At 37.8% G+C, this 22,862-nt stretch carries 22 protein-coding genes; 10 read left to right on the forward strand and 12 right to left on the reverse strand.

What is annotated here, in order from left to right; genetic code table 11:
- Nucleotides 1-269: 269 nt before the first annotated feature.
- On the forward strand, nucleotides 270-1,376 hold the full coding sequence (locus Q8M41_RS07130; RefSeq protein WP_305364558.1) for an AI-2E family transporter: 1,107 nt from the start codon (nucleotides 270-272) through the stop codon (nucleotides 1,374-1,376).
- A gap of 23 nt (nucleotides 1,377-1,399) precedes the next feature.
- On the opposite strand, the gene Q8M41_RS07135 is transcribed toward Q8M41_RS07130, so the two are convergent.
- The 4 genes from Q8M41_RS07135 to proS all read right to left on the reverse strand — a co-directional run bounded on the left by Q8M41_RS07135 (nucleotide 1,400) and on the right by proS (nucleotide 5,733).
- Nucleotides 1,400-2,311, reverse strand: a complete 912-nt coding sequence (locus Q8M41_RS07135) for a TIGR02757 family protein (protein ID WP_305364559.1) — start codon at nucleotides 2,309-2,311, stop codon at nucleotides 1,400-1,402.
- Nucleotides 2,312-2,325: 14 nt separating this feature from the next.
- Nucleotides 2,326-3,465 carry a cystathionine gamma-synthase gene (locus Q8M41_RS07140; protein WP_305364560.1) on the reverse strand — a complete coding sequence of 380 codons (1,140 nt, stop codon included), beginning with the start codon at nucleotides 3,463-3,465 and terminating at the stop codon, nucleotides 2,326-2,328.
- Nucleotides 3,466-3,538: 73 nt separating this feature from the next.
- Nucleotides 3,539-4,252, reverse strand: a complete 714-nt coding sequence (locus Q8M41_RS07145; protein WP_305364561.1) for a hypothetical protein — start codon at nucleotides 4,250-4,252, stop codon at nucleotides 3,539-3,541.
- Nucleotides 4,253-4,260: 8 nt separating this feature from the next.
- Nucleotides 4,261-5,733 (reverse strand): proline--tRNA ligase, encoded by a 1,473-nt coding sequence (proS, locus tag Q8M41_RS07150; protein WP_305364562.1) that lies wholly within the window; start codon nucleotides 5,731-5,733, stop codon nucleotides 4,261-4,263.
- A gap of 153 nt (nucleotides 5,734-5,886) precedes the next feature.
- Between proS and Q8M41_RS07155 the strand changes: the two genes are divergently transcribed.
- On the forward strand, nucleotides 5,887-6,831 hold the full coding sequence (locus tag Q8M41_RS07155; RefSeq protein ID WP_305364563.1) for a hypothetical protein: 945 nt from the start codon (nucleotides 5,887-5,889) through the stop codon (nucleotides 6,829-6,831).
- Between the two features lie 12 nt (nucleotides 6,832-6,843).
- Entirely contained in the window at nucleotides 6,844-8,331 is a 1,488-nt protein-coding gene (locus Q8M41_RS07160) for an OmpP1/FadL family transporter (protein WP_305364564.1), read from the forward strand.
- Nucleotides 8,332-8,367: 36 nt separating this feature from the next.
- Here the strand turns inward: Q8M41_RS07160 and Q8M41_RS07165 are convergent, their stop codons facing one another.
- Nucleotides 8,368-8,847, reverse strand: coding sequence for a Dps family protein (locus tag Q8M41_RS07165; RefSeq protein WP_305364565.1), 480 nt, complete (start codon nucleotides 8,845-8,847; stop codon nucleotides 8,368-8,370).
- 120 nt (nucleotides 8,848-8,967) lie between these two features.
- On the opposite strand from Q8M41_RS07165, the gene Q8M41_RS07170 reads away from it, so the two are divergent.
- Genes Q8M41_RS07170 through Q8M41_RS07180 form a run of 3 tightly spaced genes read left to right on the forward strand, consistent with a single transcriptional unit; the run spans nucleotide 8,968 to nucleotide 11,263 of the window.
- Nucleotides 8,968-9,726: a DUF4905 domain-containing protein gene (locus Q8M41_RS07170; RefSeq protein ID WP_305364566.1), complete on the forward strand. Its 759-nt coding sequence runs from the start codon at nucleotides 8,968-8,970 to the stop codon at nucleotides 9,724-9,726.
- A gap of 24 nt (nucleotides 9,727-9,750) precedes the next feature.
- A complete protein-coding gene (locus Q8M41_RS07175; RefSeq protein ID WP_305364567.1) occupies nucleotides 9,751-10,620 on the forward strand; it encodes a LysM peptidoglycan-binding domain-containing protein in 870 nt (289 codons plus the stop codon).
- A complete protein-coding gene (locus tag Q8M41_RS07180) occupies nucleotides 10,613-11,263 on the forward strand; it encodes a uridine kinase (protein WP_305364568.1) in 651 nt (216 codons plus the stop codon). Before Q8M41_RS07175 ends, Q8M41_RS07180 begins: the two co-directional genes overlap by 8 nt.
- Here the strand turns inward: Q8M41_RS07180 and Q8M41_RS07185 are convergent.
- The 5 genes from Q8M41_RS07185 to Q8M41_RS07205 all read right to left on the reverse strand — a co-directional run bounded on the left by Q8M41_RS07185 (nucleotide 11,260) and on the right by Q8M41_RS07205 (nucleotide 16,694).
- Entirely contained in the window at nucleotides 11,260-11,916 is a 657-nt protein-coding gene (locus Q8M41_RS07185; RefSeq protein ID WP_305364569.1) for a CoA transferase subunit B, read from the reverse strand. The genes Q8M41_RS07180 and Q8M41_RS07185 overlap by 4 nt on opposite strands.
- A gap of 145 nt (nucleotides 11,917-12,061) precedes the next feature.
- Nucleotides 12,062-12,754, reverse strand: coding sequence for a CoA transferase subunit A (locus tag Q8M41_RS07190; RefSeq protein ID WP_305364570.1), 693 nt, complete (start codon nucleotides 12,752-12,754; stop codon nucleotides 12,062-12,064).
- 53 nt (nucleotides 12,755-12,807) lie between these two features.
- Entirely contained in the window at nucleotides 12,808-13,917 is a 1,110-nt protein-coding gene (locus Q8M41_RS07195; RefSeq protein WP_305364571.1) for a sorbosone dehydrogenase family protein, read from the reverse strand.
- A 42-nt stretch (nucleotides 13,918-13,959) separates the two neighbouring features.
- Nucleotides 13,960-16,323, reverse strand: a complete 2,364-nt coding sequence (locus Q8M41_RS07200) for an endonuclease MutS2 (protein WP_305364572.1) — start codon at nucleotides 16,321-16,323, stop codon at nucleotides 13,960-13,962.
- Nucleotides 16,320-16,694: a DUF4296 domain-containing protein gene (locus tag Q8M41_RS07205; RefSeq protein WP_305364573.1), complete on the reverse strand. Its 375-nt coding sequence runs from the start codon at nucleotides 16,692-16,694 to the stop codon at nucleotides 16,320-16,322. The genes Q8M41_RS07200 and Q8M41_RS07205 overlap by 4 nt, the downstream gene beginning before the upstream one ends.
- A 112-nt stretch (nucleotides 16,695-16,806) precedes the next feature.
- On the opposite strand from Q8M41_RS07205, the gene Q8M41_RS07210 reads away from it, so the two are divergent.
- From Q8M41_RS07210 to Q8M41_RS07225, 4 genes are read left to right on the forward strand one after another with little or no spacing between them, the layout of a single operon-like run.
- Complete coding sequence (locus Q8M41_RS07210) at nucleotides 16,807-17,487, forward strand: YggS family pyridoxal phosphate-dependent enzyme (protein WP_305364574.1); 681 nt, start codon at nucleotides 16,807-16,809, stop codon at nucleotides 17,485-17,487.
- Between the two features lie 3 nt (nucleotides 17,488-17,490).
- A complete protein-coding gene (locus Q8M41_RS07215) occupies nucleotides 17,491-17,958 on the forward strand; it encodes a GNAT family N-acetyltransferase (RefSeq protein ID WP_305364575.1) in 468 nt (155 codons plus the stop codon).
- 39 nt (nucleotides 17,959-17,997) lie between these two features.
- Nucleotides 17,998-19,254: an aspartate kinase gene (locus tag Q8M41_RS07220; protein ID WP_305364576.1), complete on the forward strand. Its 1,257-nt coding sequence runs from the start codon at nucleotides 17,998-18,000 to the stop codon at nucleotides 19,252-19,254.
- 3 nt (nucleotides 19,255-19,257) lie between these two features.
- The gene (locus Q8M41_RS07225) at nucleotides 19,258-20,436 is read left to right on the forward strand and encodes a hypothetical protein (RefSeq protein ID WP_305364577.1); all 1,179 of its coding nucleotides are present in this window, start codon (nucleotides 19,258-19,260) and stop codon (nucleotides 20,434-20,436) included.
- A 116-nt stretch (nucleotides 20,437-20,552) separates the two neighbouring features.
- Here the strand turns inward: Q8M41_RS07225 and Q8M41_RS07230 are convergent, their stop codons facing one another.
- A complete protein-coding gene (locus Q8M41_RS07230; protein ID WP_305364578.1) occupies nucleotides 20,553-21,188 on the reverse strand; it encodes a peroxiredoxin in 636 nt (211 codons plus the stop codon).
- Between the two features lie 153 nt (nucleotides 21,189-21,341).
- Nucleotides 21,342-22,835, reverse strand: a complete 1,494-nt coding sequence (locus Q8M41_RS07235) for a S41 family peptidase (RefSeq protein ID WP_305364579.1) — start codon at nucleotides 22,833-22,835, stop codon at nucleotides 21,342-21,344.
- Nucleotides 22,836-22,862 lie beyond the last annotated feature (27 nt).

A 22,862-nucleotide genomic window follows, 5' to 3' on the forward strand; every position in this document is an offset into this window, starting at 1 on the left:
GGGAACCTTTATTTACGATCTCCATCAATTCCTCAACTTCTCCTTTACTGAGTTTAATTGTATATCGTATCATAACTGATTGTTTTACGAATATACAATATATTTTTATTACGTCATAATATATTTAACTTAACACTAGATTGAAAATCAGGCATTGACCATGGGTATACCCCCTTATAATTGTAGATTAAAGATGATTGGAACATTTATTGATAGTCTCTGATTTTAGTGGTCTAAAAATTGTAAGAGAAGTTATTATTTAGAAATTTATGAAGGAACTACCACTTACTGTTAAACGATCAATTGAATTAATGGGCCTTTGCCTTTTAGGGGTAATAGTTGCCTATGGACAGCAAATTATCATGCCGGTTATTCTTGCTTTTTTTTTAAGCATAGTACTTCTTCCGGTTTACAGGTTTCTGCGATCAAAAAAAGCCCCAGAATTTCTGGCTATCCTTTTACCCATTTTACTCGGTGCTGTATTAATTGCACTTGTTATCTGGTTCTTTACCGGACAATTCAACAGCCTTCTGGCTGAATTTCCAATGATAAAGAAGAATATCTCCATGCATTTGGCTGAACTGAGCGGGTGGATTAACCAAAAAACTAATTTTTCAACTCCTGAGCAACTAAAATTTATAAATGAGCAAAGTAATAAAGTTCTGTCAAACGCAGGAGCAATTCTAGGTGGTGCCGCAAACTCAATCACTTCTATATTAATTTACATTGGTCTCGTACCCATTTATATCTATTTGTTTTTATCCTATAAAGGTCTTCTGATACGCTTTGTATTTGTCTGGTTTGAAAAATCTGAACACAAAAAAGTGGAAGAAGTAATGAAAGAAACCGAGGTGATAATTAAGGGCTACCTGATCGGACTTATGATCCAGATTAGTTATATCATTGTACTCTTAGGCGGATTGTTACTTCTTTTTGGCATAAAGCATGCGCTTTTAATAGGTGTGATCTTTGCAATATTAAACCTGATTCCCTATATAGGTGCATTGATCGGAAACATCATAGGGGTACTTCTTACATTAACTAATTCACAGGAAATATTACCGGTATTTATAGTATTAGGAGTTATTGCTGCAGTTCAGTTTCTTGATAATAACATTTTAATGCCCAGAATTGTAGGCTCAAAAGTCAGAATAAATGCTTTTGCCGCGATATTAGGTGTATTTATTTCAGGAAGTCTTGCAGGTTTTACCGGTATGTTCCTTGCCCTCCCGATGATTGCTATTTTGAAAGTGATTTTTGACCGTTCTGAAATGTTCAAGCCCTGGGGGATTCTTCTTGGAGATGAGGTAATCCTGAAAAAACCAATCAAATTTCCCAAGTTAATGGTACGTAAAAAGAAACTCGATAAGGCATAAGTATAAAAAAATGAAAGGCCTATTCAGATAATCCGGTTTTGAAAGTGTTCCTCAATACCTAAACCAAATAATGCAAAATCATACTTGACGGGATCAAGAGGATCAAATTGGCGAAGGTTTTCAGTTAGTTCAGTTGCGGTTTGCCAATCGACCTGCTTACGGCTGATTAGTTTTAACTTTCTGGCTACACGCTCAACATGCAGATCTGTCGGACAAATCAGATCTGAAGGTTTGATGCTGTTCCAAAGTCCGAAATCCACACCGCGGTCATCCTTGCGAACCATCCATCGCAAAAACATATTCAGTCTTTTACATGTGGATTTTTGCGAAGGTGAACTGATATGTTTTTTAGTACGTACAGGAAAATCGGGCAATGAGAAAAAATAGTTTCTGAATGAATTTAACGCAATTTCTATGACAGATTCCTCTTTTTTATTTTTCAATTCGCCGATGTAACATGGTGCAGAAGCAATCTCAGTATACTCCGTGGAATAATTTCCCTCTTCAAGAAATTCTTCACGGAAAATATTCGGTCTTAACGTATTAAAGGCTGTTTCCAATGTATCAGACCTTAAATAGTGCTGTCTAAAAAACTCAATAAAATATAAGGTGTCCGTATCGTTAAAGGTGCGGTGCTTAAAATTAGTGAAACGTTTCAGATCGGCTTCCTGATGATTTAAAATAAAATCATAGGGAGCACCATCCATCAGGTAAATGAGTTCTTTACACTTATTAATAATTGTTTTTCTCTGTCCCCAGGCCAGAATTGATGCCCAGAAACCCATAATTTCAATATCCTGTCTTTTAGTAAACAGATGTGGAATACAGATCGGGTCATTTTCTATAAAACCTGGCCGATTATACTGATCGAATTTAACATCAAGAAAATCTTTCAGTTCATGAAAAGTATGAAATGAAGCCGGGTAATCTGCCATTTGTCTTGTTGCAATCAGGAAAGTGCTTGTTTCAAATCATCAAGCAAATCCTCTACATCCTCCACTCCCACACTTAAACGCAAAAGATTGTCTGTAACACCAACTTTATCGCGCTCAGCTTTTGGAATAGAACCATGGGTCATTGAAACAGGGTGATTAATCAACGATTCAACCCCACCAAGTGATTCAGCTAATGAAAATACTTTAAATGAGGAAGCCACTCTGAAAGTCTCCTGCAAATCAGCGCCTTTCAATGTTATTGAAATCATGCCACCAAAATCATGCATTTGCTTTTTTGCGATAGCATGGTTTGGGTGATCGGTAAATCCTGGCCAGTATATTTTATCAACTTTGGGATGGGTTTTCAAATATGCTGCAATCTGCCGGCCATTCTCACAATGCGCTTTCATTCGAAGGTGAAGGGTTTTCAGCCCTCTCAAAACAAGGAAACTGTCCATCGGACCAGGTGTTGCACCACAGGCATTATAAATAAACCAAAGGCGCTTATATAGTTCATCATCATTCAGCATTAAAGCGCCCATAACAACATCCGAATGGCCACCAAGGTATTTTGTAACCGAATGCATGACTATATCGGCTCCCAGATCAATCGGATTCTGAAGATAAGGAGAAGCAAAGGTATTGTCGACTGCCAGTAAAATATTATTTGCCTTTGCAATTTCAGAAACAGCCTCAATATCAACAATTTGCATAGTTGGATTTGTAGGTGTTTCAATCCAGATCAGTTTGGTATTCTGGTTTACATATTGCTTCACATTCTGAGCATCATTCATATTTATAAAATGAAATTTGATGCCATAATTGGAAAATATCTTTGTAAAAATGCGATAAGACCCTCCGTAAAGGTCATCCCCTGTAATCACTTCATCACCCGGACTTAAAAGTTTCATGACAGCATCTGTAGCTCCCATCCCACTGGAAAAAGCCAGTCCGTGTTTTGCGTTCTCAAGTGCCGCAAGGCATGATTCCAATGCTTTACGGGTTGGGTTGGTTCCTCTGGAATATTCAAATCCCTTATTGTCACCAGGCGACTTCTGCCAATAAGTTGAAGTCTGGTAGATTGGGGTCATTATTGCCCCTGTACTTGGATCTGGTTCCTGACCTGCATGTATTGCTTTGGTTCCGAATTTCATAGATATTTTATTAAAGATTAAAGCGTATTACAAAACTATGGATATAGTTCTGAATAAATTGAATTTAAGCAGGCTATTTGCTTTTATTTACTGGAACTAAAGTTGGATTGAGTTCTTGTTTAAACTTATAGCCCATGTGTTTGCCCGTAGGATAACCTGAATTTGAGCCCATATATTGTCTTTCTTCAAGAGAGATTTGTCTGACTGATTCAAAAGGCGGAGTAAGCAAATCGAAATCCATACAATATATAATTGCAAGTTCGAGAATCTTCCTTATCTGCTCCTTTTTGAGTTTCCCTTTCCAGAATGAGTTAAATAGAAAACCAAGCTGGCTCTGACCGTCCACAAAGAAATGTTCTTCCCTATTTATGAATATCCTGCCTATCAGATAACCAATATCTGAACTTCGGTTATACTTTAAAGAGTCAGCAAGAAAATTATGAATGTGAATAATCCCGCAGTACTTCCTGGAGGGATCTTCCTGCACGTACTTTAGTTTATTAATCTCATGTTCAGGAGGAAAACTGAAAACATTGCTGTGCATGGATAAAACCAGTACATCACCAGAAAACTTAAGTTGTGCTTCAAAATCTCCTCTGTCTGAATAACTGATCTCAACATTCTGGTCTATCTTGGAAAAGTCGCTCTGCATATCCAGGCATATCTCCTGAAGCACGACTTTAAACTGATTAAAAACAGAAGAGGTGGTCTTAAAAATTTGCTGCTTTACTGAAGCTTTATTCTCTAGTAGCCTTAAAACATGTTCATAGGATTCTACTTCTTCCATTTCTATTCTTAATATGCTCTGGCAAATAATACCCTTTGAGTTGACGGCTTTCCAGTCACCATACAAATTCCATCCTCAAGTTTATTATTCAAAGGTATACATCGTATGGTTGCTTTAGTTTCGTCTTTTATACGCTTTTCTGTTTCAGAAGTACCATCCCAATGGGCTGAAATAAATCCTGCTTTGGTATCCAATAGTTCTTTAAACGCCTCATATGAGTTGGCCTCACGGGTATTCTCCTCCCTAAATTTAAGGGCTTTGTTGTATATACTTTGCTGAATGTCGATTAATAAATTTTCGATATGATCAACAATACCTTCCCTTGAAATAGTTTGTTTCTCCTTGGTATCTCTTCTTGCGATTTCTATGGTTCCATTTTCAAGGTCACGACCTCCAATTGCCAAACGAACAGGAACACCTTTCATTTCATACTCTGCAAATTTAAATCCGGGACGTAATGTATCCCGGTTGTCGTACTTAACCGATATATTTTTTTGTTTGAGTTCTTTTGAAAGCGCTTGCGCAAGTTCAGATATTTTTTCAAGCTCTTCATCCGAACGATAGATCGGAACGATAACTACCTGTATGGGTGCTAGTTTTGGAGGTAAAACCAATCCGGAATCATCAGAATGTGCCATGATCAGAGCCCCGATAAGCCGGGTTGAAACTCCCCATGAGGTAGCCCATACATAATCGAGTTTTCCTTCTTTACTTGTAAACTTAACATCAAAAGCTTTGGCAAAATTTTGCCCCAAAAAGTGCGAAGTACCTGCTTGTAAAGCTTTTCCATCCTGCATCAGGGCTTCAATGCAATAGGTATCTAAAGCACCTGCAAAACGTTCATTTGCTGTTTTTTTACCTCTGATTACCGGGACTGCCATCCAGTTCTCTGCAAAATCTGCATAAACATCAAGCATTCGCTCTGTTTCTTCGATAGCCTCCAGAGATGTGGCATGGGCGGTATGACCTTCCTGCCATAGAAATTCGGCAGTACGTAAAAATAGTCTTGTCCGCATTTCCCAACGAACCACATTAGCCCACTGATTTACCAGAATAGGTAAATCTCTGTAGGATTGAATCCATCCTTTATAGGTATTCCAAATTATAGTCTCGGAAGTTGGTCTGACAATCAGCTCCTCTTCCAGCTTGGCATCCTCATCAACAATAATGTTTCCATTACCATCATTTTTCAGGCGGTAATGGGTAACTACAGCACATTCAGTGGCGAAACCTTCAACATGGGATGCTTCCTTCGAAAAAAATGACTTTGGGATGAATAATGGAAAATAGGCATTACTGTGTCCGGTTTCCTTAAACATTTTATCGAGAGCAGCCTGCATATTTTCCCAAATTGCATAGCCATAGGGTTTTATGACCATGCAACCCCGCACTGCAGAATGTTCGGCCATATCAGCCTTCCCCACTAACTCATTATACCACTGTGAATAATCCTCTTCTCTACTGGTTAAACCCTTACTCATCTTATTTAGCTGTCAAAAAATTACGTATATTTATATAATTTAAACTTTAGGCAAAGTTATAAAACTAGACGATGTATTATAATATTTTGAAATGCAACCAATAGGGATATAATCTCGTCTATACATTAAGCGTTAATATTAAATACTACGGCCATGATAAAGAAAATTATTTATTTTTCAGCACTGCATGCTTTTATACTTATTGCAGTAGGTCTTTCTTCATGTATGAGCACCAAGACTGCTCAAACTACGATTCCTGAAGATGACGTTTACTACTCCAATGCTAAAGCTAAGGAGATAGTTGTTGCTGAGCGGGTTATACGGGAAGAGAAGCCGGCCTCTGATTATGTTACAGAAGAAGAATTATATGGGGATACCTACAGCAATTACGGTTATACCGATTATACATCTCGTATTAACCGATTCAGAGGATATCACCCTTCTTTAAGTTATTATAACAGTATATATGGTTATAATTACGATCCTTTTTTCAGTCCGTCCTACTTTCCATATAGCTATTATGGCTCTCCCGGTATAAATATTGGGATTGGAATTAATAGCGGATTTTACAGCTATAATCCATGGAGATATTATGGATACAACTATGGCTCTAATTTTTGGGGTCCATATTCCTATTATAATCCGTACAATTCTTTTGGTTTTGGAGGAGGTAATTTCTATGGGGGTAATTATAACCGCGGATACTACAGTGGCATTTACAGCAGTCCATCCTTTACTAGTCCTAACTACCGTGCCCGTCCAGGCCGTGCAGGAGACAATATCCCAATGGAAAGAGGTGCTGTTATTGGTGCACCCGGTTCAATTATCAGAGACAATAGTGGAAATATCATCCAATCACGTGGAAGAGCAGAACGTTATGGTGCTGATCCTACAAGCAGTACTCCTGCCCGGACACAGCCTACCACACGTCCTGACCGAGTAAACCAGAGTCCACCAGCAAGAACAACCCAGCCGGAGAGAATTTATACTGCACCGCGACAGGATAATGGTTCAGGTTCAAGAAGTTCACAACCATCCAATAATAACGGAGGCGGAGGCGGCAGCAGCAATGGGCCGCGTCCTTCTAGAGGAAACTAAGAAAGATACTTTATGAAATTAAGAGTTTTATTCTCTTTAGCAGTCATAGTGGCTGCTACAGGGGAGTTACATGCCCAGTATTCGGAAGATGCATTACGATTTTCAAGATCCCAGTGGGGAAGCACTGCCAGATTTAAAGCAATAGGCGCACAAACAGGCGTCGGGGGAGATTTAAGTTCTGTTGGCGGTAATCCTGCAGGAATAGGTTTTTTTACACGTTCTGAATTGAGTATTACCCCTCAATTTAACGGCTACAATAATAGTTCCAACTACCTTGGCCAGCAAACCATTGCCAGAGGAGATAAACTTGGTTTGGCAAATGCCGCGGTTGTTTTTCATACCCGGGCAGCGAAGCCTAAAGGTGCGAAGCTCGATCAGGGATGGTTGAGTTTTAACTTCGGTTTGGCATACAATCAAACCCAGGGATTTGATAATACTCTGGGCTATTCAGGTAAAAACCCAAAGAATTCAATTGCTGATTATTTTGCTGAATCTGCAAGCAATATTTATGGAGCACCTAATACTCTGACTTCAGGCTCTTTGGAAAGAATGGCTTATGATAATTATCTGATCGGTTATGACAATCCTGGTGGATATTATTTTCCTGAAACAGAAGTTAATAATGTCCAGACAAAAAATGATCTGAGATACGGTCGTCAGTCTGAAGTGAATTTTAGTTTCGGAGCAAACTACAGCAACCAGTTTTATATTGGCGCGAGTATTGGAATTGCAAATATAAATTACAATACCAGTGATACATATAAAGAAAAAGGGTTTAATGTGACCGAAAACAATGATTATGAACTCTCCTACCGTCAATCACAGATAACTCAGGGATCTGGAATTAATGGAAAAATTGGGGCTATTTACAGACCTATACCGAATATCCGTTTAGGTGCTACAATAGAAAGTCCTACCTGGTTTACCATTGACGATAGCTATTCTGAAGGACTGGACACAAAATATGGCAAAAACAGAGTAGATTCTCAATTTGTTAATGATGATGAGTTTTATGATTTTACCTATAAATTACGAACTCCGCTAAAAATCAGCACAGGTATCGCGTACTTTTTTGAGGATAAGGGATTTATCTCGGCAGACCTTGATTATGTAGATTATTCAACAATAAATTTTGCTCAAGCAAACTCCGGTGACATTCAGGTTATTTCTGATAATAATAAAGCGGTGCTGTCAAAATATACTGACGCAATAAACTTCCGGATAGGTGCTGAATACAAAATTGATAAACTGATGCTCAGAGCGGGATATGGCTCGCAGGGAGATCCTTATGTTCCTACTGACAGTAAAAGTTTTAAGATTAGTACCTATAGCGGCGGACTAGGGTATCGAATCAATAATTATTATATTGATTTAACTTACCAGAAAGTAAGCTCCAATTCAGAGAGGTGGCCATATGCTTTGAATAATATTCCCACTTCAATTGCTAACGTTAAAAATAGCAGGAATAATGTATTCCTAACAATAGGGAGTCGATTCTAACAAAAAAAACCGCCAGCAGGTGGTTTTTTTTGTTTACTAATTTTTCCCAACAAATGAGCGGAGCATCCAGTTGTTCTTTTCTTTGAACTGCATGAATTTATTGATGAGATCACTAGTTCCTTCATCCCCCGCCTTTGAAGCTAAGGTCATTATCTCGCGCTCCATTTCAATTAACTTGCCAAAATCGTCCATAATTGCCAACACCATATCAGTATCCTTCATCCCTATAGTATCGATCTCTTTCAGTTTGGAGATTTTTATATAATCTGTAAAAGTACTGAAGGGTGATTTACCAATTGTCAATATGCGCTCTGCAAGTTCGTCAATGGTTAATTGAGCGTTAGTATATAGCTCTTCAAACTTTACATGAAGCGTGAAGAAATGCGATCCCTTTACGTTCCAGTGACAGCCTCTTAACTTTTGGTAGTGAATATGATAATTTGCAAGTAAATCATTCAAATGATCTACAATAGGCTTTAATTCTTTTTCTTCCAGACTTATTTCTTTTGCGTTCATAAGATTTTGTTTTTATTGATGAATACCAAAAACTTTACAATTTTCATGCCCGAATGTTTTATGTATTTTTGGATCTTCTAAACCCTAATCTTTAGAATCAACAATTTTTTCGCCTTGACCTTGAATACAAATAAAATTCGTCCAATTTTATCAGAAAAGTTTGAAGGCATTATCTGGAAAATTGAAGTCAATGATAAATATGGCTTGATTGCGATTGAAAGCCGATCATTAGAATCAAAGAAAACATCATTTAGTGTAATAAATTACAAAACCGGTGAAATTCTGATCAAAGAAAAGATTTTTCAGGAACCATGGAACCTCAATCTGGCTTATATTTCTGAAAAAAATCTGATTATAACAGCTTATGGTCAGCCAGGAAGTCCGGAGAGTAAAGGCATTATATCAGTAAATATTCAGGATGCTCAAGTATTATGGGAACATTATAATTTATCATTTAACAAGGCCACCGATGGGGGTTTGCAGGTATATGATCCCAGGATTAATCCACGAAGACTCTCATGGATAAGTCATATCAAAGGTGAAAATATAGAAGAAAGCGATAAGATTGAGCATAGCAATGAAATATTAATACACCCGGTATTTAAAAATCAATTTGTAATTCCTGATTTTATTTTAAGAGAGGAACTTGTTGGAGATCTGTCGGTATTATGTGTTCGGGATCTAAAAATCATTAGTTTTCATGAAAAAACTCAAAATAATATTCAACAGAGACTACTTGTTTATCAGGATGATACAATTTTACTTGATGAAATATTGATCAGGGGTATACAAAAACTGCAACCTGAATCGTTCTTTATGCAAAAAAACCACTTGTTCTACATCAGGAACAAGAATGAAATAGTTTCATATTTAGTATAATTGCACAATTTTAAATTCTGATAAATGCTGAAACGACTAGTTTTGTCAATTTCTATCGCCATAATGTCATTCACTGCGAGCGCATCAATAGATTCAATCAATGTTGAAGAGTTAAATGGCTACAAGAACATAGTACATAAGGTAGAGGCAAAGGAGAGCTATTATTCCATTGCCAGAAAATATAATGTGAATCCGCAAACCGTTATCCAATTTAACAGTAACCGGTCTTTACAGATAGGAACGATTATACGTGTACCTACCGAAAGGCCATTTAAAGAGTTGAGTACAAATAAACCTCAGGCTTCTGGTGGATCTAAAGTTGCAGTTATAGATTACAAAGTTGGGCCCCGTGAATACTTGGGTTTGATAGCCCGAAAATTTAACACCACGATAGAAGATCTGAAGACTTTAAATAACTTAACAAGCAATAATTTATCAATTGGACAGATCATAAAAGTACCTTATGGTACGGCTCCTCAGGAACAGCTTGCCCCTCCTCCTCCTGCTCCAATCGACACACCGGTAGTCGGTTCCGGAAACCCTCCTACCCAGATCGATAGCAGCAGGAATGCCAGTGATCGCCTTAAGCTGCCCCCTGCCAGATACGGCTTGAGAGAGGTGAATGAACGCGGTCCCGCAATCTGGATAGCAGATGAAAATCTTGATGGAACCAAAATGCTGGCACTTCATCAAACTGCACCGATTGGAACCGTAGTGAAAATTACGAATCCAATGACAGGCAAGAGCACTTTTGCCAAGATTGTTGGAAAGTTCACACAGAATGAGTCAACCAAAGACGTTATTATTGTAGTTACAAAAGCAGCCGCTGATTTAATCGGGGTAATGGACAAACGATTTCAGGCAACTTTAGTATACGGTGTTCCCAATGAGTAAGAAACCTTTTGTAATTGGTATAGCAGGTGGCAGCGGTTCAGGAAAAACATTTTTTTTGAAATGTTTCTTAAATCATTTCAAAGAAAATGAGGTCTGTTTGCTCTCGCAGGATGATTACTATTTCAGAATTGCCCATACCATGACTGCGGAAGAAAATAAATTCTACAATTTCGACCTGCCCTCAACTATTGATAATCAGCAGTTTATAAACGATATCAAAAAACTAATAAAAGGCGAATCAGTTCACCAAAAGGAGTATACTTTTAATAATCCGGATGCTGAGCCAAAATTACTCGAGATAAAACCCGCACCAATCATCATGGTTGAAGGTTTATTTATTCTACATTTTCAAGAGATAGCTGATCTTCTGGATCTGAAAATTTTCATTGATACCCATGAAGAAATTGCATTACAACGCCGATTAAAAAGAGATCTTATTGAGCGCGGTTATCCTGAAAGTGACGTGCTTTACAAATGGAAGAATCATGTTGTTCCGGCATATAAAGATTATCTTTTACCGCACAAGGAGCTTTGCGATGTGATTATAAGCAATAATACTCATGTTGCTGAGGATATTATTAAGATAACGAGTGAGATATCCGATAAATTAAGGAAAAGCATACTGGCAGAACAATTAAGCTAGATCTGCATTTCAGGAATTTCCCCCTCGATTATGAGTTTTCCGGATGTAGCATTTCGTATATCCTCGATACTTACTCCCGGCGCACGTTCCAACAGTCTGAATCCTCCTTCTGCTGCTACTTCAAGAACAGCAAGTTCGGTAACGATTTTTTTAACACAGTTTACTCCTGTTAGCGGTAATGAGCATTCAGGGAGCAATTTACTCTCCCCTGCTTTATTAACATGCTGCATTGCGACAATAATGTTCTTGGCAGATGCCACCAGATCCATTGCCCCACCCATTCCCTTAACCATTTTACCCGGGATTTTCCAATTGGCTATATCACCATTCTCAGAAACTTCCATGGCACCTAATATGGTGAGATCTACTTTCTGGGATCTGATCATACCAAAACTCATAGCTGAATCGAAAATTGCAGAACCAGGCAAGGTAGTTATAGTCTGTTTTCCTGCATTAATCAGATCAGGATCCTCTTCCCCATCAAAAGGAAATGGCCCCATGCCTAATAAACCATTCTCAGACTGCAGCACAACATTTATCCCTTCCGGGATATAGTTAGCCACAAGGGTAGGAATCCCAATACCAAGATTCACATAATAACCATCTTTAATTTCCTTAGCGATACGTTTTGCTATTCCGGTTTTATCAAGCATTTAATTTGTCGATTTGTTAATTAGTCTATTTGTCAATGTTTTGACAATAATATTATGTGGCAATATTTAATTAAAATAAAGGAATTGGTATTTAAAGTAGATTCCCATTGACAAATAGACAAATTGTCTCATAGTCAAATTACCTCTACCTCACCGTCCTCTGCTCAATCCTCTTCTCGTAATTCTTTCCCTGAAATATCCTGTGAACATAAATACCAGGAGTATGAATCTGATCGGGATCGAGTTCACCAATCTCAACAAGCTGTTCTACTTCGGCAATGGTGATTTTTCCTGCCATAGCCATCACCGGGTTAAAATTTCGGGCTGTTGAACGAAAAATCAGATTACCGGCTGTATCTCCTTTCCAGGCCTTAACAATTGCAAAATCAGCATCAAAAGCCATTTCCATCAGATAGTCCTTGCCGTTAAAATTACGTACTTCTTTACCTTCAGCTACCTCTGTACCAACACCAGCAGGAGTGAATATTGCTGGCATTCCGTAGCCAGCTGCCATACAGCGTGTCGCAAGAGTACCCTGAGGAATGAGTTCTACTTCCAGTTCGCCACTGAGAAGCTGTCTCTCAAATTCAGCATTCTCCCCGACATAGGATGAGACCATTTTCTTAACCTGTCTTTTTTTCAGCATTAATCCAATTCCGAAATCATCAACACCGGCATTATTAGAAATACAGGTAAGTTGGTTAACGCCTTTCTCCACCAATGCATTAATACAATTTTCAGGTATGCCGCAGAGCCCAAATCCACCCAGCATCAGTGTCATCCCACTCTCGATGTCTCTAATTGCCTCATCGGCATTTGCCACTACTTTGTTGATCATATATTATTTTTGGAAGGCTGAAATTAACAAATCAGCATTGAAATACCGCAGATTTATTTCTTTTTAAGCACAATAATTTTATCATTTGAACCATTACTTGTAGCTACAAATAACCTGCCATCCGGCGCTACACATACATCCCTTAAACGGCCATAGTTGGCTCTGAATATCTCTTTTGTCTCTTCTATTTTATCAGAACTGGAATTTAGTTTTAGCTGATAAAGAGTCTGATCCTTTAATGTAGCCAGAATCAACGAATTCTTCCATTGAGGAATGGCATCATTATTATAGTAATCCATTCCCGATACAGCGAGCGTTGGGGTCCAGCTCTTAAGCGGGACTACCACATTGTTTGAGTTACAGAACGATTGTTCTCCACTTTCATTGCAAAAGCCATTGACTGCAGGCCATCCGAAATTTCTGTTTTTCAGAATCAGGTTTATTTCATCATCCATATTTGGACCATGCTCTGAACTGAAAAGACTTTCTTTTACAAAAACCAGTCCTTGCGGATTTCGATGACCAAAAGTCCATACAGGACTCGAATTTACAGGGTTATCTGAAGGAATGGAACCGTCCAGATTTAAACGAAGGATCTTTCCACTTAAAGAATTAATATTCTGGGCAGATGCCTGATTGGATGCATCGCCTGTACTGATAAACAATTTAAGATCAGAACTGATTAGCAAACGACAACCATTATGAATACTTGATGCAGGTATATTATCCAGAATGATTACCGGATTTACCAGAGTGGTACCGTTATAAGTGTATCTGACTATCTTCTCCGTGTAAGTACCTGCTTTATCATAATTATAGGCAACAAATACATTTGGATTTTGATTAAAAGATGGATGAAGAGCCATACCTAACAATCCACCTTCTCCCACTGACTTAACATCCGGTATTGCAAAAACAATATTTACATTGCCATTATCAGGGTTAACACGACTAATCTTACCACCTCGTTCGGTCATCCAGATAAAATTATCTGAACCCCATAACAATTCCCATGGATAAGTTAAATTCTGTGCAAGGATCTGAATATCAACGCTTGCATCCTGCACGGTTTCAGGAAGGCTAAGCGGATCTTTAGATGATTTTTTGCAGGATATTCCGGCAATAATTAATGCGCAAATAAAAAAGATCAATGTTGTTTTCATGCTCCTTATTTGGTATTTAACGCATTAATTGTATAAAATTATCTATTTCAGATAAACATAAGTTATACCATCCCCGCCCCTGTCGGCATGTTCATCCTCAATGCGACTAACTTGAGAATATTTACGTAAATACTCACGAATAAGTTTGCGTAAAATTCCATCACCCTTGCCATGAATAATCTTCAAAGAGGATAAACCCAGCATTACAGCTCTGTCAAGATACTTTTCAATCTCATAGAGAGCTTCTTCCCCCCTTCTTCCACGAAGGTCAAGTTCTGTATTAAAGGTCGAGAAACTCTCAGTAAGATCAGTCCCGTGTGATTTTCTGATCTCTTTTGGTACAGAGCGGTTTGAGACTTTTTCAACACGGATTAATTTTACAACCGAGCGTAGATCGCCCATAGCCAGAATGACATTATCGCGCGCAATTTCCATCACCTGCCCGACAGTTTCAGAATCAATAAGCTTCACCCAGTCGCCTGACTTGATTTCAACGGTTTCCTTGACCTTAGTGATTTTCTTTTCCTGAACATCATGCCTCTTCAATTCATGTTGCAGATTTTGTCTCAGATTTTGCGTTTGCACTTTTTCGGCTTTGCTTTCCCTGATTTCTGAAATCGTGTTTTCGATCAGCTTGTTAGCATTTTTAATAATATTCTGAGCTTCAATTTTGGCATCCTTGATAATTAGCTTTTTATTTTCTTCCAGATATGTTTTTAATTGCTCGTTTTCTACAAGTAAGGCCTTTACTCTTTCTTCCTTCTTATCTACTGATCTTTTCGCATCAATAAGCTCTTTCTTGTCCCGCTCGAGGTCTACAAGCAGTGTATCAACTTTTTTCTGGTAAGTACCCACTTTTCGCTTTGCCGATTCAACTACATCGGCCCCAAGGCCAATTTTCTGTGCGATCTCAAAGGCATATGAACTTCCGGGCTTGCCTAAAGAAAGTATATAAAGTGGAAGCATCTTTGCGTTATCAAATAACATGGATGCATTTTCAAGTCCTGGAGTGGAATTGGCAAAGGTTTTAAGGTTTGAATAATGTGTGGTAACCACTCCTCTGACATTCTTCCTGTTCAGTGATTCCAAAACCGATTCAGCAATTGGTCCCCCAAACTGAGGATCTGTACCCGTACCAAATTCATCAATCAGAATTAGCGTTTTCGAATTGGCCCATTCCAGAAAATATTTCATTTTAGAAAGATGGGCACTATAGGTACTCAGATCACTCTCAATTGATTGATCATCACCTATATCCGCAAAGATTTGTTTAAAAATACCCAGTTTGGAATGCTCGTCGGCAGGGATTAATAAACCGGCCTGGACCATGATCTGAAGAAGACCAATTGTCTTCATGCACACCGATTTACCTCCGGCATTTGGCCCAGATACTACAATAACCCGGTCCTGTTCGTCAATTTTAATATTGAGCGGTACAACCGACTGATTTTCCTTTTTTAAACTTATCATTAATAAAGGGTGCCTTGCATTAATCAGATTGATTTCTGACTCCCTGACTAATACAGGCATTTCGGCTTCGATACTAATCGCAAATAGGGCTTTTGCGCGAACAAAATCAAGTTTGGTCAGTAATCCATGATAGGATAATAACAAAGGGACATATAGCCTTAATTCATCGGTCAAAGCAATGAGTAATTTGATAATCTCTCTTCTTCTCTCAAATTCAAGATCTCTGAGTAAATTATTTAACTGAAATACCTCTTCAGGCTCCATGTAAACGGTCTGGCCTGAAGCAGACTCGTCATGAATAAAACCTTTTAATTTTCGTTTATTTTCAGCAAGTACAGGAATGCATAATCTACCATCCCGGATTGTCAGATTCCCATCGGCCGTCCAGCCATTATTTTGAGCATTTTTATAGATATGATCTATTTTCTTCCGGGCTTCCTGTTCAGCCTTCGAAATCCCTGATGTGATCTCCGTTAAAGCCGATGATGCATTTGGTTTTATCTTTCCTTTTGGATCAATAACTTTTTCAATCTTCTGTATAATGGATTTTTCAATCGGGAGATGTTCAAAAAGTGCCTCAAGATTAGGATAAAGACCCTCACGATCAGAAAAGTACTGAATTATAGAGAATACTGTTGAAAGAGATGCCGACACCTTAAAAAATTCATCTTCAGAGAGATAGGTTCCTTCAATTCTGGCCTTCTCAACCATACTTTTGATATCAAAGAAATTTTGAATAATTAAAGGAGAATCATTTTGGAGAATGCTCTTAAATTCATTGGTTTGGCGTAGAAACTTATTTATAAGATCATAGTTGTGCATTACCTGGATCTTATCGACCATTTCCCGCCCCATTGGGCTTAGGCAATACAACTTAATAAGTTCTTTGATGTCCAGAAAACCCAGCTTCTCACCGGCATTATTGGGGTATATCATTTCTGTTTCTGTATCCTGTTCGGTTTTTTAATTTCGGCACTATTGAGTTTATGTTCCTTTTCATCCAATATTGCCTGTACTCTATTATACATTGTATCAAGCAAGGCCGGTTTCATACTGTAATACATCAGGCTTTTTTCATACAATGCAGGGGTGGTATTGTGAGTTTTATAAATAGTTGCATATAGATTCTTGTTATTCTTTCTGATTGTATCGTTGTATATAATAGTTGACATGTAACCATCCATGGTATGGAGATCGGCCATTATTAGAATCATCTTTTTTTGATCTATGATATCCTTTGGTATATTTTGCTGCTCACAGGCAAATAAAAGTGGAACAATAAGAAATAGAAGTTTAATGACTTTCATTTTAATTCAGGTTACTGACTGACAAATAAGATTTGATAGATAATTCTGTTGCATTTTAGTGTAGTATCCCGTAGGTTTAGCAATTAAAAAATTCAATCAAAAATACAGATTAATGAGCATTGCAGATAATATATCGGCTATAAAGAAAGAGATCGGGAATACCGGAGTTAAATTAATCGCAGTGTCTAAAACAAAACCTTTAGAAAGCATTACTGAAGCGTATGAGGCCGGACAGCGGATATTTGGAGAAAACATGGTACAGGAGCTTGTTGACAAACAGGAAAAGCTCCCCAAAGACATAGAATGGCATTTGATAGGGCATCTTCAAACGAATAAAGTTAAATATATCGCTCCATTTATCAGTCTGATTCATTCTGTTGATAGCATGAAACTATTGATGGAAATCAACAAGCAGGCTTTGAAGAATGATCGCATCATTGATTGTCTGCTGCAGCTTGAAATTGCAGATGAAGATACAAAGTATGGTATGGATCTGGCAGAAGCAGTAGAATTACTGCGTTCCGAGGAATTTAAACAATTAAAGAACATTCGGATTTGCGGAGTTATGGGAATTGCAACCCTTACTGAGAATCCAAGAATGACTAAAGAGGAGTTTTATGAGCTAAGCACCTTCTTTAAAGGCCTGAAGGATACATTTTTTAGAAAGGATCCGGCATTTACTGAGATTTCTATGGGTATGTCGGGAGATTATAAACTTGCCATTGAACAGGGAAGCACAATGATCAGATTGGGAAGTACAATTTTTGGTAACAGATCAAAGAAGGCAATTTAGCGTATGTCAATAACTATTCGAACAGCAGTTAAAGCAGACTGCAACAGGTTACTCGAGCTTATTCAGGAGCTCGCTATATATGAAAAAGCGCCGCTTGAGGTGACAGTGAGCCTTGAAGAATTTGAGAACGCAGGTTTTGGGGATAATCCGGTATGGAAGGCTTTTCTTGCCGAAGAAAATGGGATTATTCAGGGTTTTGGCCTGTATTACATCCGCTACTCTACCTGGAAAGGATGCCGCATGTATCTTGAAGACTTGCTCGTGACTGAAAAAATGCGTGGGAAAGGCCTGGGAAAAATGATATTTGACCGCTTAATTGAAGAAGCAAAAGAAAAAAATTTTAAAGGAATTACCTGGCAGGTTCTTGACTGGAATGATCCGGCGATCAACTTCTATGAAAAATATAATGCGGAGTTTGATTCCGGATGGATCAATGTATCTCTTTCAAATGATCAGATTGATAAGCTTTAGATTCTATTAATCAATAATTATAATAATAAAATAAATTTAGTGAAGGTATTTAAATTTGGAGGCTTTGCTGTTTCTTCTGCTGCAAACATTAAAAATCTGGTCAAGATAATTAACATGAACAGTACAGATCAGCTTCTGATCATCGTATCTGCCATGGGAAAAACCACTGATGCACTTGAAAAGATCTGCGCTGCGTACATCAATAACAGCGAGGAAGCAATCTTGCTTCTTCAAAAAATCAAGGAATACCATGAACAGATTATAGCCGGGCTCTTCGGGCTTAAAGAACATCCGGTTTATGACGAAGTTGTCAATACCTTCATTGAGATTGAATGGATGCTTGAGGATGAACCTCATCCTGATTACGATTTCAATTACGATCAGATTGTTTCCATCGGAGAACTTGTTTCGAGCAAAATAATAGCAGCCTATTTAGCAGAATGCGGCATCAGCACGAAATGGATTGATGCCAGGAGCTATATACATACTGACAATTCATACCGGGAGGGAATAATCGACTGGGATAAAACCTCGGCTTCAATCCAGTCATTAAAAAAACAGTTTAAGAACCAGGTAATTATCTCCCAGGGTTTTATAGGCGGCACAAGTGAAAACTTTACTACTACCCTTGGAAGAGAAGGTTCTGATTATTCTGCTGCTGTTTTTGCATCATGTATACATGCTGAATCATTAACCGTCTGGAAAGATGTCCCAGGAATAATGAATGCAGATCCTGCACTATTTAGTTCGGCACAGAAATATGAAGAACTCCCCTATTTAGAAGCATTGGAGCTGGCATATTATGGAGCTAATATCATACATCCTAAAACGATAAAACCTTTACAAAATGCCGGTATTCCCTTATTTGTCAAGCCATTTTTAAAACCTGAAGAAAGTGGAACAAGAATTGACCAGTCTGCTAAGTTAAATACTGATATCCAGGCAATTATTTTAAAAAAGAATCAGACTCTGCTAACTATTTCTACCAAAGATTTCTCATATATGGATGAGAAGTACCTGAGTAAATTGTTGAAAGCCTTTAGTGAAGCTCATATCAAACTAAATATGATGCAGCTATCTGCACTTAGCGTTTCAGTTTGCCTTGATCGGGATGATGTAAAATTGAAGAAAGTGACAGATTTGTTTCAAGACAAATTACTGTTTTCAGCTATAGAAGGTCTTGAATTATTGACTATGATTTATTTCAAAGAAGAAGAAATCAAGAAACTTATTAAGGGAAAAACGGTACTAAAGGAGCAATTCAGCAAAAAAACGGCACAACTAGTCATGAAATAGGCGGTGAATAAGGATCTTTTAAATATCGAAGTTCAGAACTTTATTAAGGATAATTTAAATTCAGATATTCCTTCTCTAAGTCTTAAAAAAAGTCCCTTTCCAACGATTAGTTCCAAGGAACTGGCTGAGCAGGTCGATAGTAAAAAAAGATGTGAGCACAAACTTACATTATGGTTTGAAACCCCGGGTATCTATTACCCACCAAAATTAGCTATTGAACAGGCTTCATCAGAACCTGCAGCCAAATACAAATCGAATTTAATAGCAGGAGATGACGTTATTGACCTTACCGGTGGTTTTGGTGTTGATACCTGCTTTTTTGCTAAAAAGGCAAATAATGTAACATATTGTGAATTGAACAAGGAACTTTCTGAAATTTCTAAGTATAATTCAGCAGTTTTGGGTGTAAAGATCAATTATCAGCAGGTTGATGGAATTGAATATCTTCGTTCTAGCGATAAGATATACGGTACTATTTACATTGATCCATCCAGGAGAGTAAACACAAAAAAAGTTTTTCTGTTAAAAGATTGTGAACCTGATATTATCATTAATCTGGAGCTTTTACGAAGCCGCTCAGAATTGCTGATGATCAAAACAGCCCCTCTGCTGGATATCCATGCTACAATAAATGAATTGAAGGAAGTCAGCAGTGTGCATATTGTCAGCATAAAAAATGAATGTAAAGAGCTTCTCTATCTTGTTGACAGTCAAAACTGTGGAAATGATCCAATGATTACCTGTGCCTTGATTGGTGCTATTGAACCCATGACTTATTCATTCAGAACAAGTGAAGAAAGAAATTACGGAATCACAGAATATTCAGACCCATTGGATTTTATATATTTGCCAGATGTTGCCCTGCTCAAAGCCGGATGTTTTAAACTGATTACCCGTGACTTCAGCGTTCATAAAATCCAGCAGCACACTCATTTATATACTTCTGACAGACTTAATAGTTTATTTCCCGGACGGAAATTTAAATTAAAAAAGGTCTGGAACTATGGTACATTCATTAAAGAACAAAGCTTTAAAAAGGCAAATATTATTTGCCGTAATTTTCCAATAAGTCCGGAAGACCTGAAGAAAAAACTGAAGATAAGTGATGGCGGAGATGAGTACCTATTGTTTTGCATTAACAAAAACAATGAGCTTATTGTTTTGAACTGCCTCAGGAATTAAGAAAATAAAAAATGGAGCCAATAATAGCTCCATTTCAAATTAAATATTTCAGGCATTTAGGAGATGATTCATTCCTATTTAATCAAATTCAACATCGTCATAATCACAATTTGAACTTATTTATCAGGCTGAGGAGTCATTCTTAAATAAGGCTTAATCTCTCTGAATCCTTTTGGGAATTTAGCGGGAATATCAGCTGTTTTAATCGCAGGGATAACAACTACATCTTCACCTTCCTTCCAATCGGCAGGAGTAGCTACACTGTAATTTGCAGTCAACTGTAGAGAGTCAATAACCCTCAAAATTTCCTGAAAATTTCTTCCGGTAGATGCCGGATAAGTAATCATCAGTTTTATCTTTTTATCAGGTCCAATGATAAAAAGTGAACGAACTGTAAAGGTCTCAGAAGCATTCGGGTGCATCATACCATACATTTCTGCAATTTCCCTGTCCTCATCTGCTATGATTGGAAAATTTACTTCCACATGCTGAGTTTCGTTGATATCATTGATCCAGCCTTTATGTGATTCCACGGAATCAACACTTAATGCAATAATCTTTACATTTCTTTTATCAAACTCATTCTTTAAAGATGCCGTTTTCCCTAGTTCTGTAGTACAAACAGGCGTATAATCAGCGGGATGAGAGAAAAGAACTGCCCAGCTATCGCCTAAATAATCGTAAAAACTAATATCTCCCTGAGAAGTTTTTGCTTTGAAATTTGGGGCTAAATCGCCCAGTTTTAAATTCATAATTATAAAATTTAAACAGATATGATATACTGAAGTATTTCATTACTAATTTAAGGGATATTTTGGATTGATTTCAAAAAAAAACACTTCATAAATAGCTATGAAGTGTTTTTTTACCCAAATATGTTTAAGGGTCCATTCAGCGGTTTATTATCACTGCTTTTTAAGCTTTAGTTTATCATCAACCATACCTTTAAACACTTTCTTATCGAAGACTTCGTTCAATCTTTCGGTTTCAAAAGCAGACATACCTGATACACTGGCAATCTTAGATGGAATATTACTGATCGAGAAGGTTCCCTTTTCAGAATAACTTAGAGCTGCAGCGAGCAATCTTTCTGTTGGATCACCAAAATCCTTAGTAACATCATCTGAAACTGTATAATCAACAGCCATTCCGCTATAATAACCACCCTCATTCTTTTGGTTTTTAGTTTCAAACTGAGGCACGTAAAGGTCAAGTTTATCAATCTTAATAGCGAAAAACCCAACAGGCTTGCCATAGGTTTTCTGCCCGATCAATTTAATATCACCAGGCATCACTCCTTTCAGACTATTGATTAGTAATTCTGAAGCTGAAGCAGTACCGCTAAGAACCAGGAAGTAAATTTTTTTAAACTCAGCACTACCTACTTTCTCAAAATTTTCAACATTTCCTGCACTTTTTGTAGGCCTGTAATCAATATCAGCATAAGTAGCGTATACCCCATTCACACCACCAGTAAAGTTTTGCAATTTACCCTGAGCATCAAGAAGTGGCTGATGCGATAAGATCTTTGCATTCCCATCCTGCATAGTTTTTGTCCAATAGGTTGTATACATAACCTGCCCGTTATATGCTGCCGGAGCAACTAGATTTGTAAATACGTCTGAAGTAGCAACTGATCCACCACCATTATACCGAAGATCAACAATGAGCTCAGATACACCAGCTGCCTGAAATTTACCGATTTCAGTTGTTAAAGCATCTCTTGAATTGGTAGTGAAACTATTGTAGACAATATATCCTACTTTTTTAGTTCCTACATTGAGTATTTTAGTTAGAAAAATAGGGTTGTTTGAATATGATGCCCGACCAATAGTTACATCTTCAGAACTACCATCCGGCTTTAAAACTGTCATGGAAACTGTCGCTGCTGAACCAAATACCGCAGAACCTACAAAATCTATATTGGCGCTTACTGAGGAGCTCAAATCAGTTCTGCCATTTAATTTTGTAATCCGGTAACCTCTTTTTAGCGCTTTAGTTGCCGCAGGTGAATTTGGAGATACATATTTTATCCTGAGATCACTAGAAGGGGATGCATTATAAAAAACAGAAAAACCAAAATCCCCGCTTACACCACCCAATGAAGATGAGACTGATCCATCATCCAGAAATGAATACTTATCTGTAGGTTTATTAGTTCCCGGTAAAGCTATAATAGCATTTAACACAGCCTCATTACTTCCAAAGCCCCTGGGATTAAAAACTGCGTAAGTAGGCATACCCTCATTCCAGTAATAGGTTTCCTTAGCATACAGGTAAATAGAGTCCTTTGTAAGGTCTGATCTTGAAGCAACGACAGGGGTTGGTGTGGTAGGTACTGGTGTAACGCTGGCTTTGGGATCTTTCTTACAGGAGGAAGCAAGTATTAATAAACTCAAAGAGAATATTAACGGTTTATTTAGTGA

This window comes from Daejeonella sp. (genome assembly GCF_030684675.1).
In the GTDB taxonomy this organism is placed as follows: Bacteria; Bacteroidota; Bacteroidia; order Sphingobacteriales; family Sphingobacteriaceae; genus Daejeonella.

What these genes read in the sequence shown, in the direction of transcription:
- Q8M41_RS07175 (WP_305364567.1), top strand. Translation starts at nt 9,751, where the DNA reads ATGCTGAAACGACTAGTTTTGTCAATTTCTATCGCCATAATGTCATTC.
- Q8M41_RS07210 (WP_305364574.1), top strand. Translation starts at nt 16,807, where the DNA reads ATGAGCATTGCAGATAATATATCGGCTATAAAGAAAGAGATCGGGAAT.
- Q8M41_RS07155 (WP_305364563.1), top strand. Translation starts at nt 5,887, where the DNA reads ATGATAAAGAAAATTATTTATTTTTCAGCACTGCATGCTTTTATACTT.
- Q8M41_RS07230 (WP_305364578.1), bottom strand. Translation starts at nt 21,188, where the DNA reads ATGAATTTAAAACTGGGCGATTTAGCCCCAAATTTCAAAGCAAAAACT.
- Q8M41_RS07200 (WP_305364572.1), bottom strand. Translation starts at nt 16,323, where the DNA reads ATGATATACCCCAATAATGCCGGTGAGAAGCTGGGTTTTCTGGACATC.
- Q8M41_RS07190 (WP_305364570.1), bottom strand. Translation starts at nt 12,754, where the DNA reads ATGATCAACAAAGTAGTGGCAAATGCCGATGAGGCAATTAGAGACATC.
- Q8M41_RS07215 (WP_305364575.1), top strand. Translation starts at nt 17,491, where the DNA reads ATGTCAATAACTATTCGAACAGCAGTTAAAGCAGACTGCAACAGGTTA.
- Q8M41_RS07145 (WP_305364561.1), bottom strand. Translation starts at nt 4,252, where the DNA reads ATGGAAGAAGTAGAATCCTATGAACATGTTTTAAGGCTACTAGAGAAT.
- Q8M41_RS07165 (WP_305364565.1), bottom strand. Translation starts at nt 8,847, where the DNA reads ATGAACGCAAAAGAAATAAGTCTGGAAGAAAAAGAATTAAAGCCTATT.
- Q8M41_RS07160 (WP_305364564.1), top strand. Translation starts at nt 6,844, where the DNA reads ATGAAATTAAGAGTTTTATTCTCTTTAGCAGTCATAGTGGCTGCTACA.
- Q8M41_RS07180 (WP_305364568.1), top strand. Translation starts at nt 10,613, where the DNA reads ATGAGTAAGAAACCTTTTGTAATTGGTATAGCAGGTGGCAGCGGTTCA.
- Q8M41_RS07135 (WP_305364559.1), bottom strand. Translation starts at nt 2,311, where the DNA reads ATGGCAGATTACCCGGCTTCATTTCATACTTTTCATGAACTGAAAGAT.
- Q8M41_RS07140 (WP_305364560.1), bottom strand. Translation starts at nt 3,465, where the DNA reads ATGAAATTCGGAACCAAAGCAATACATGCAGGTCAGGAACCAGATCCA.
- Q8M41_RS07195 (WP_305364571.1), bottom strand. Translation starts at nt 13,917, where the DNA reads ATGAAAACAACATTGATCTTTTTTATTTGCGCATTAATTATTGCCGGA.
- Q8M41_RS07205 (WP_305364573.1), bottom strand. Translation starts at nt 16,694, where the DNA reads ATGAAAGTCATTAAACTTCTATTTCTTATTGTTCCACTTTTATTTGCC.
- Q8M41_RS07130 (WP_305364558.1), top strand. Translation starts at nt 270, where the DNA reads ATGAAGGAACTACCACTTACTGTTAAACGATCAATTGAATTAATGGGC.
- Q8M41_RS07185 (WP_305364569.1), bottom strand. Translation starts at nt 11,916, where the DNA reads ATGCTTGATAAAACCGGAATAGCAAAACGTATCGCTAAGGAAATTAAA.
- proS (WP_305364562.1), bottom strand. Translation starts at nt 5,733, where the DNA reads ATGAGTAAGGGTTTAACCAGTAGAGAAGAGGATTATTCACAGTGGTAT.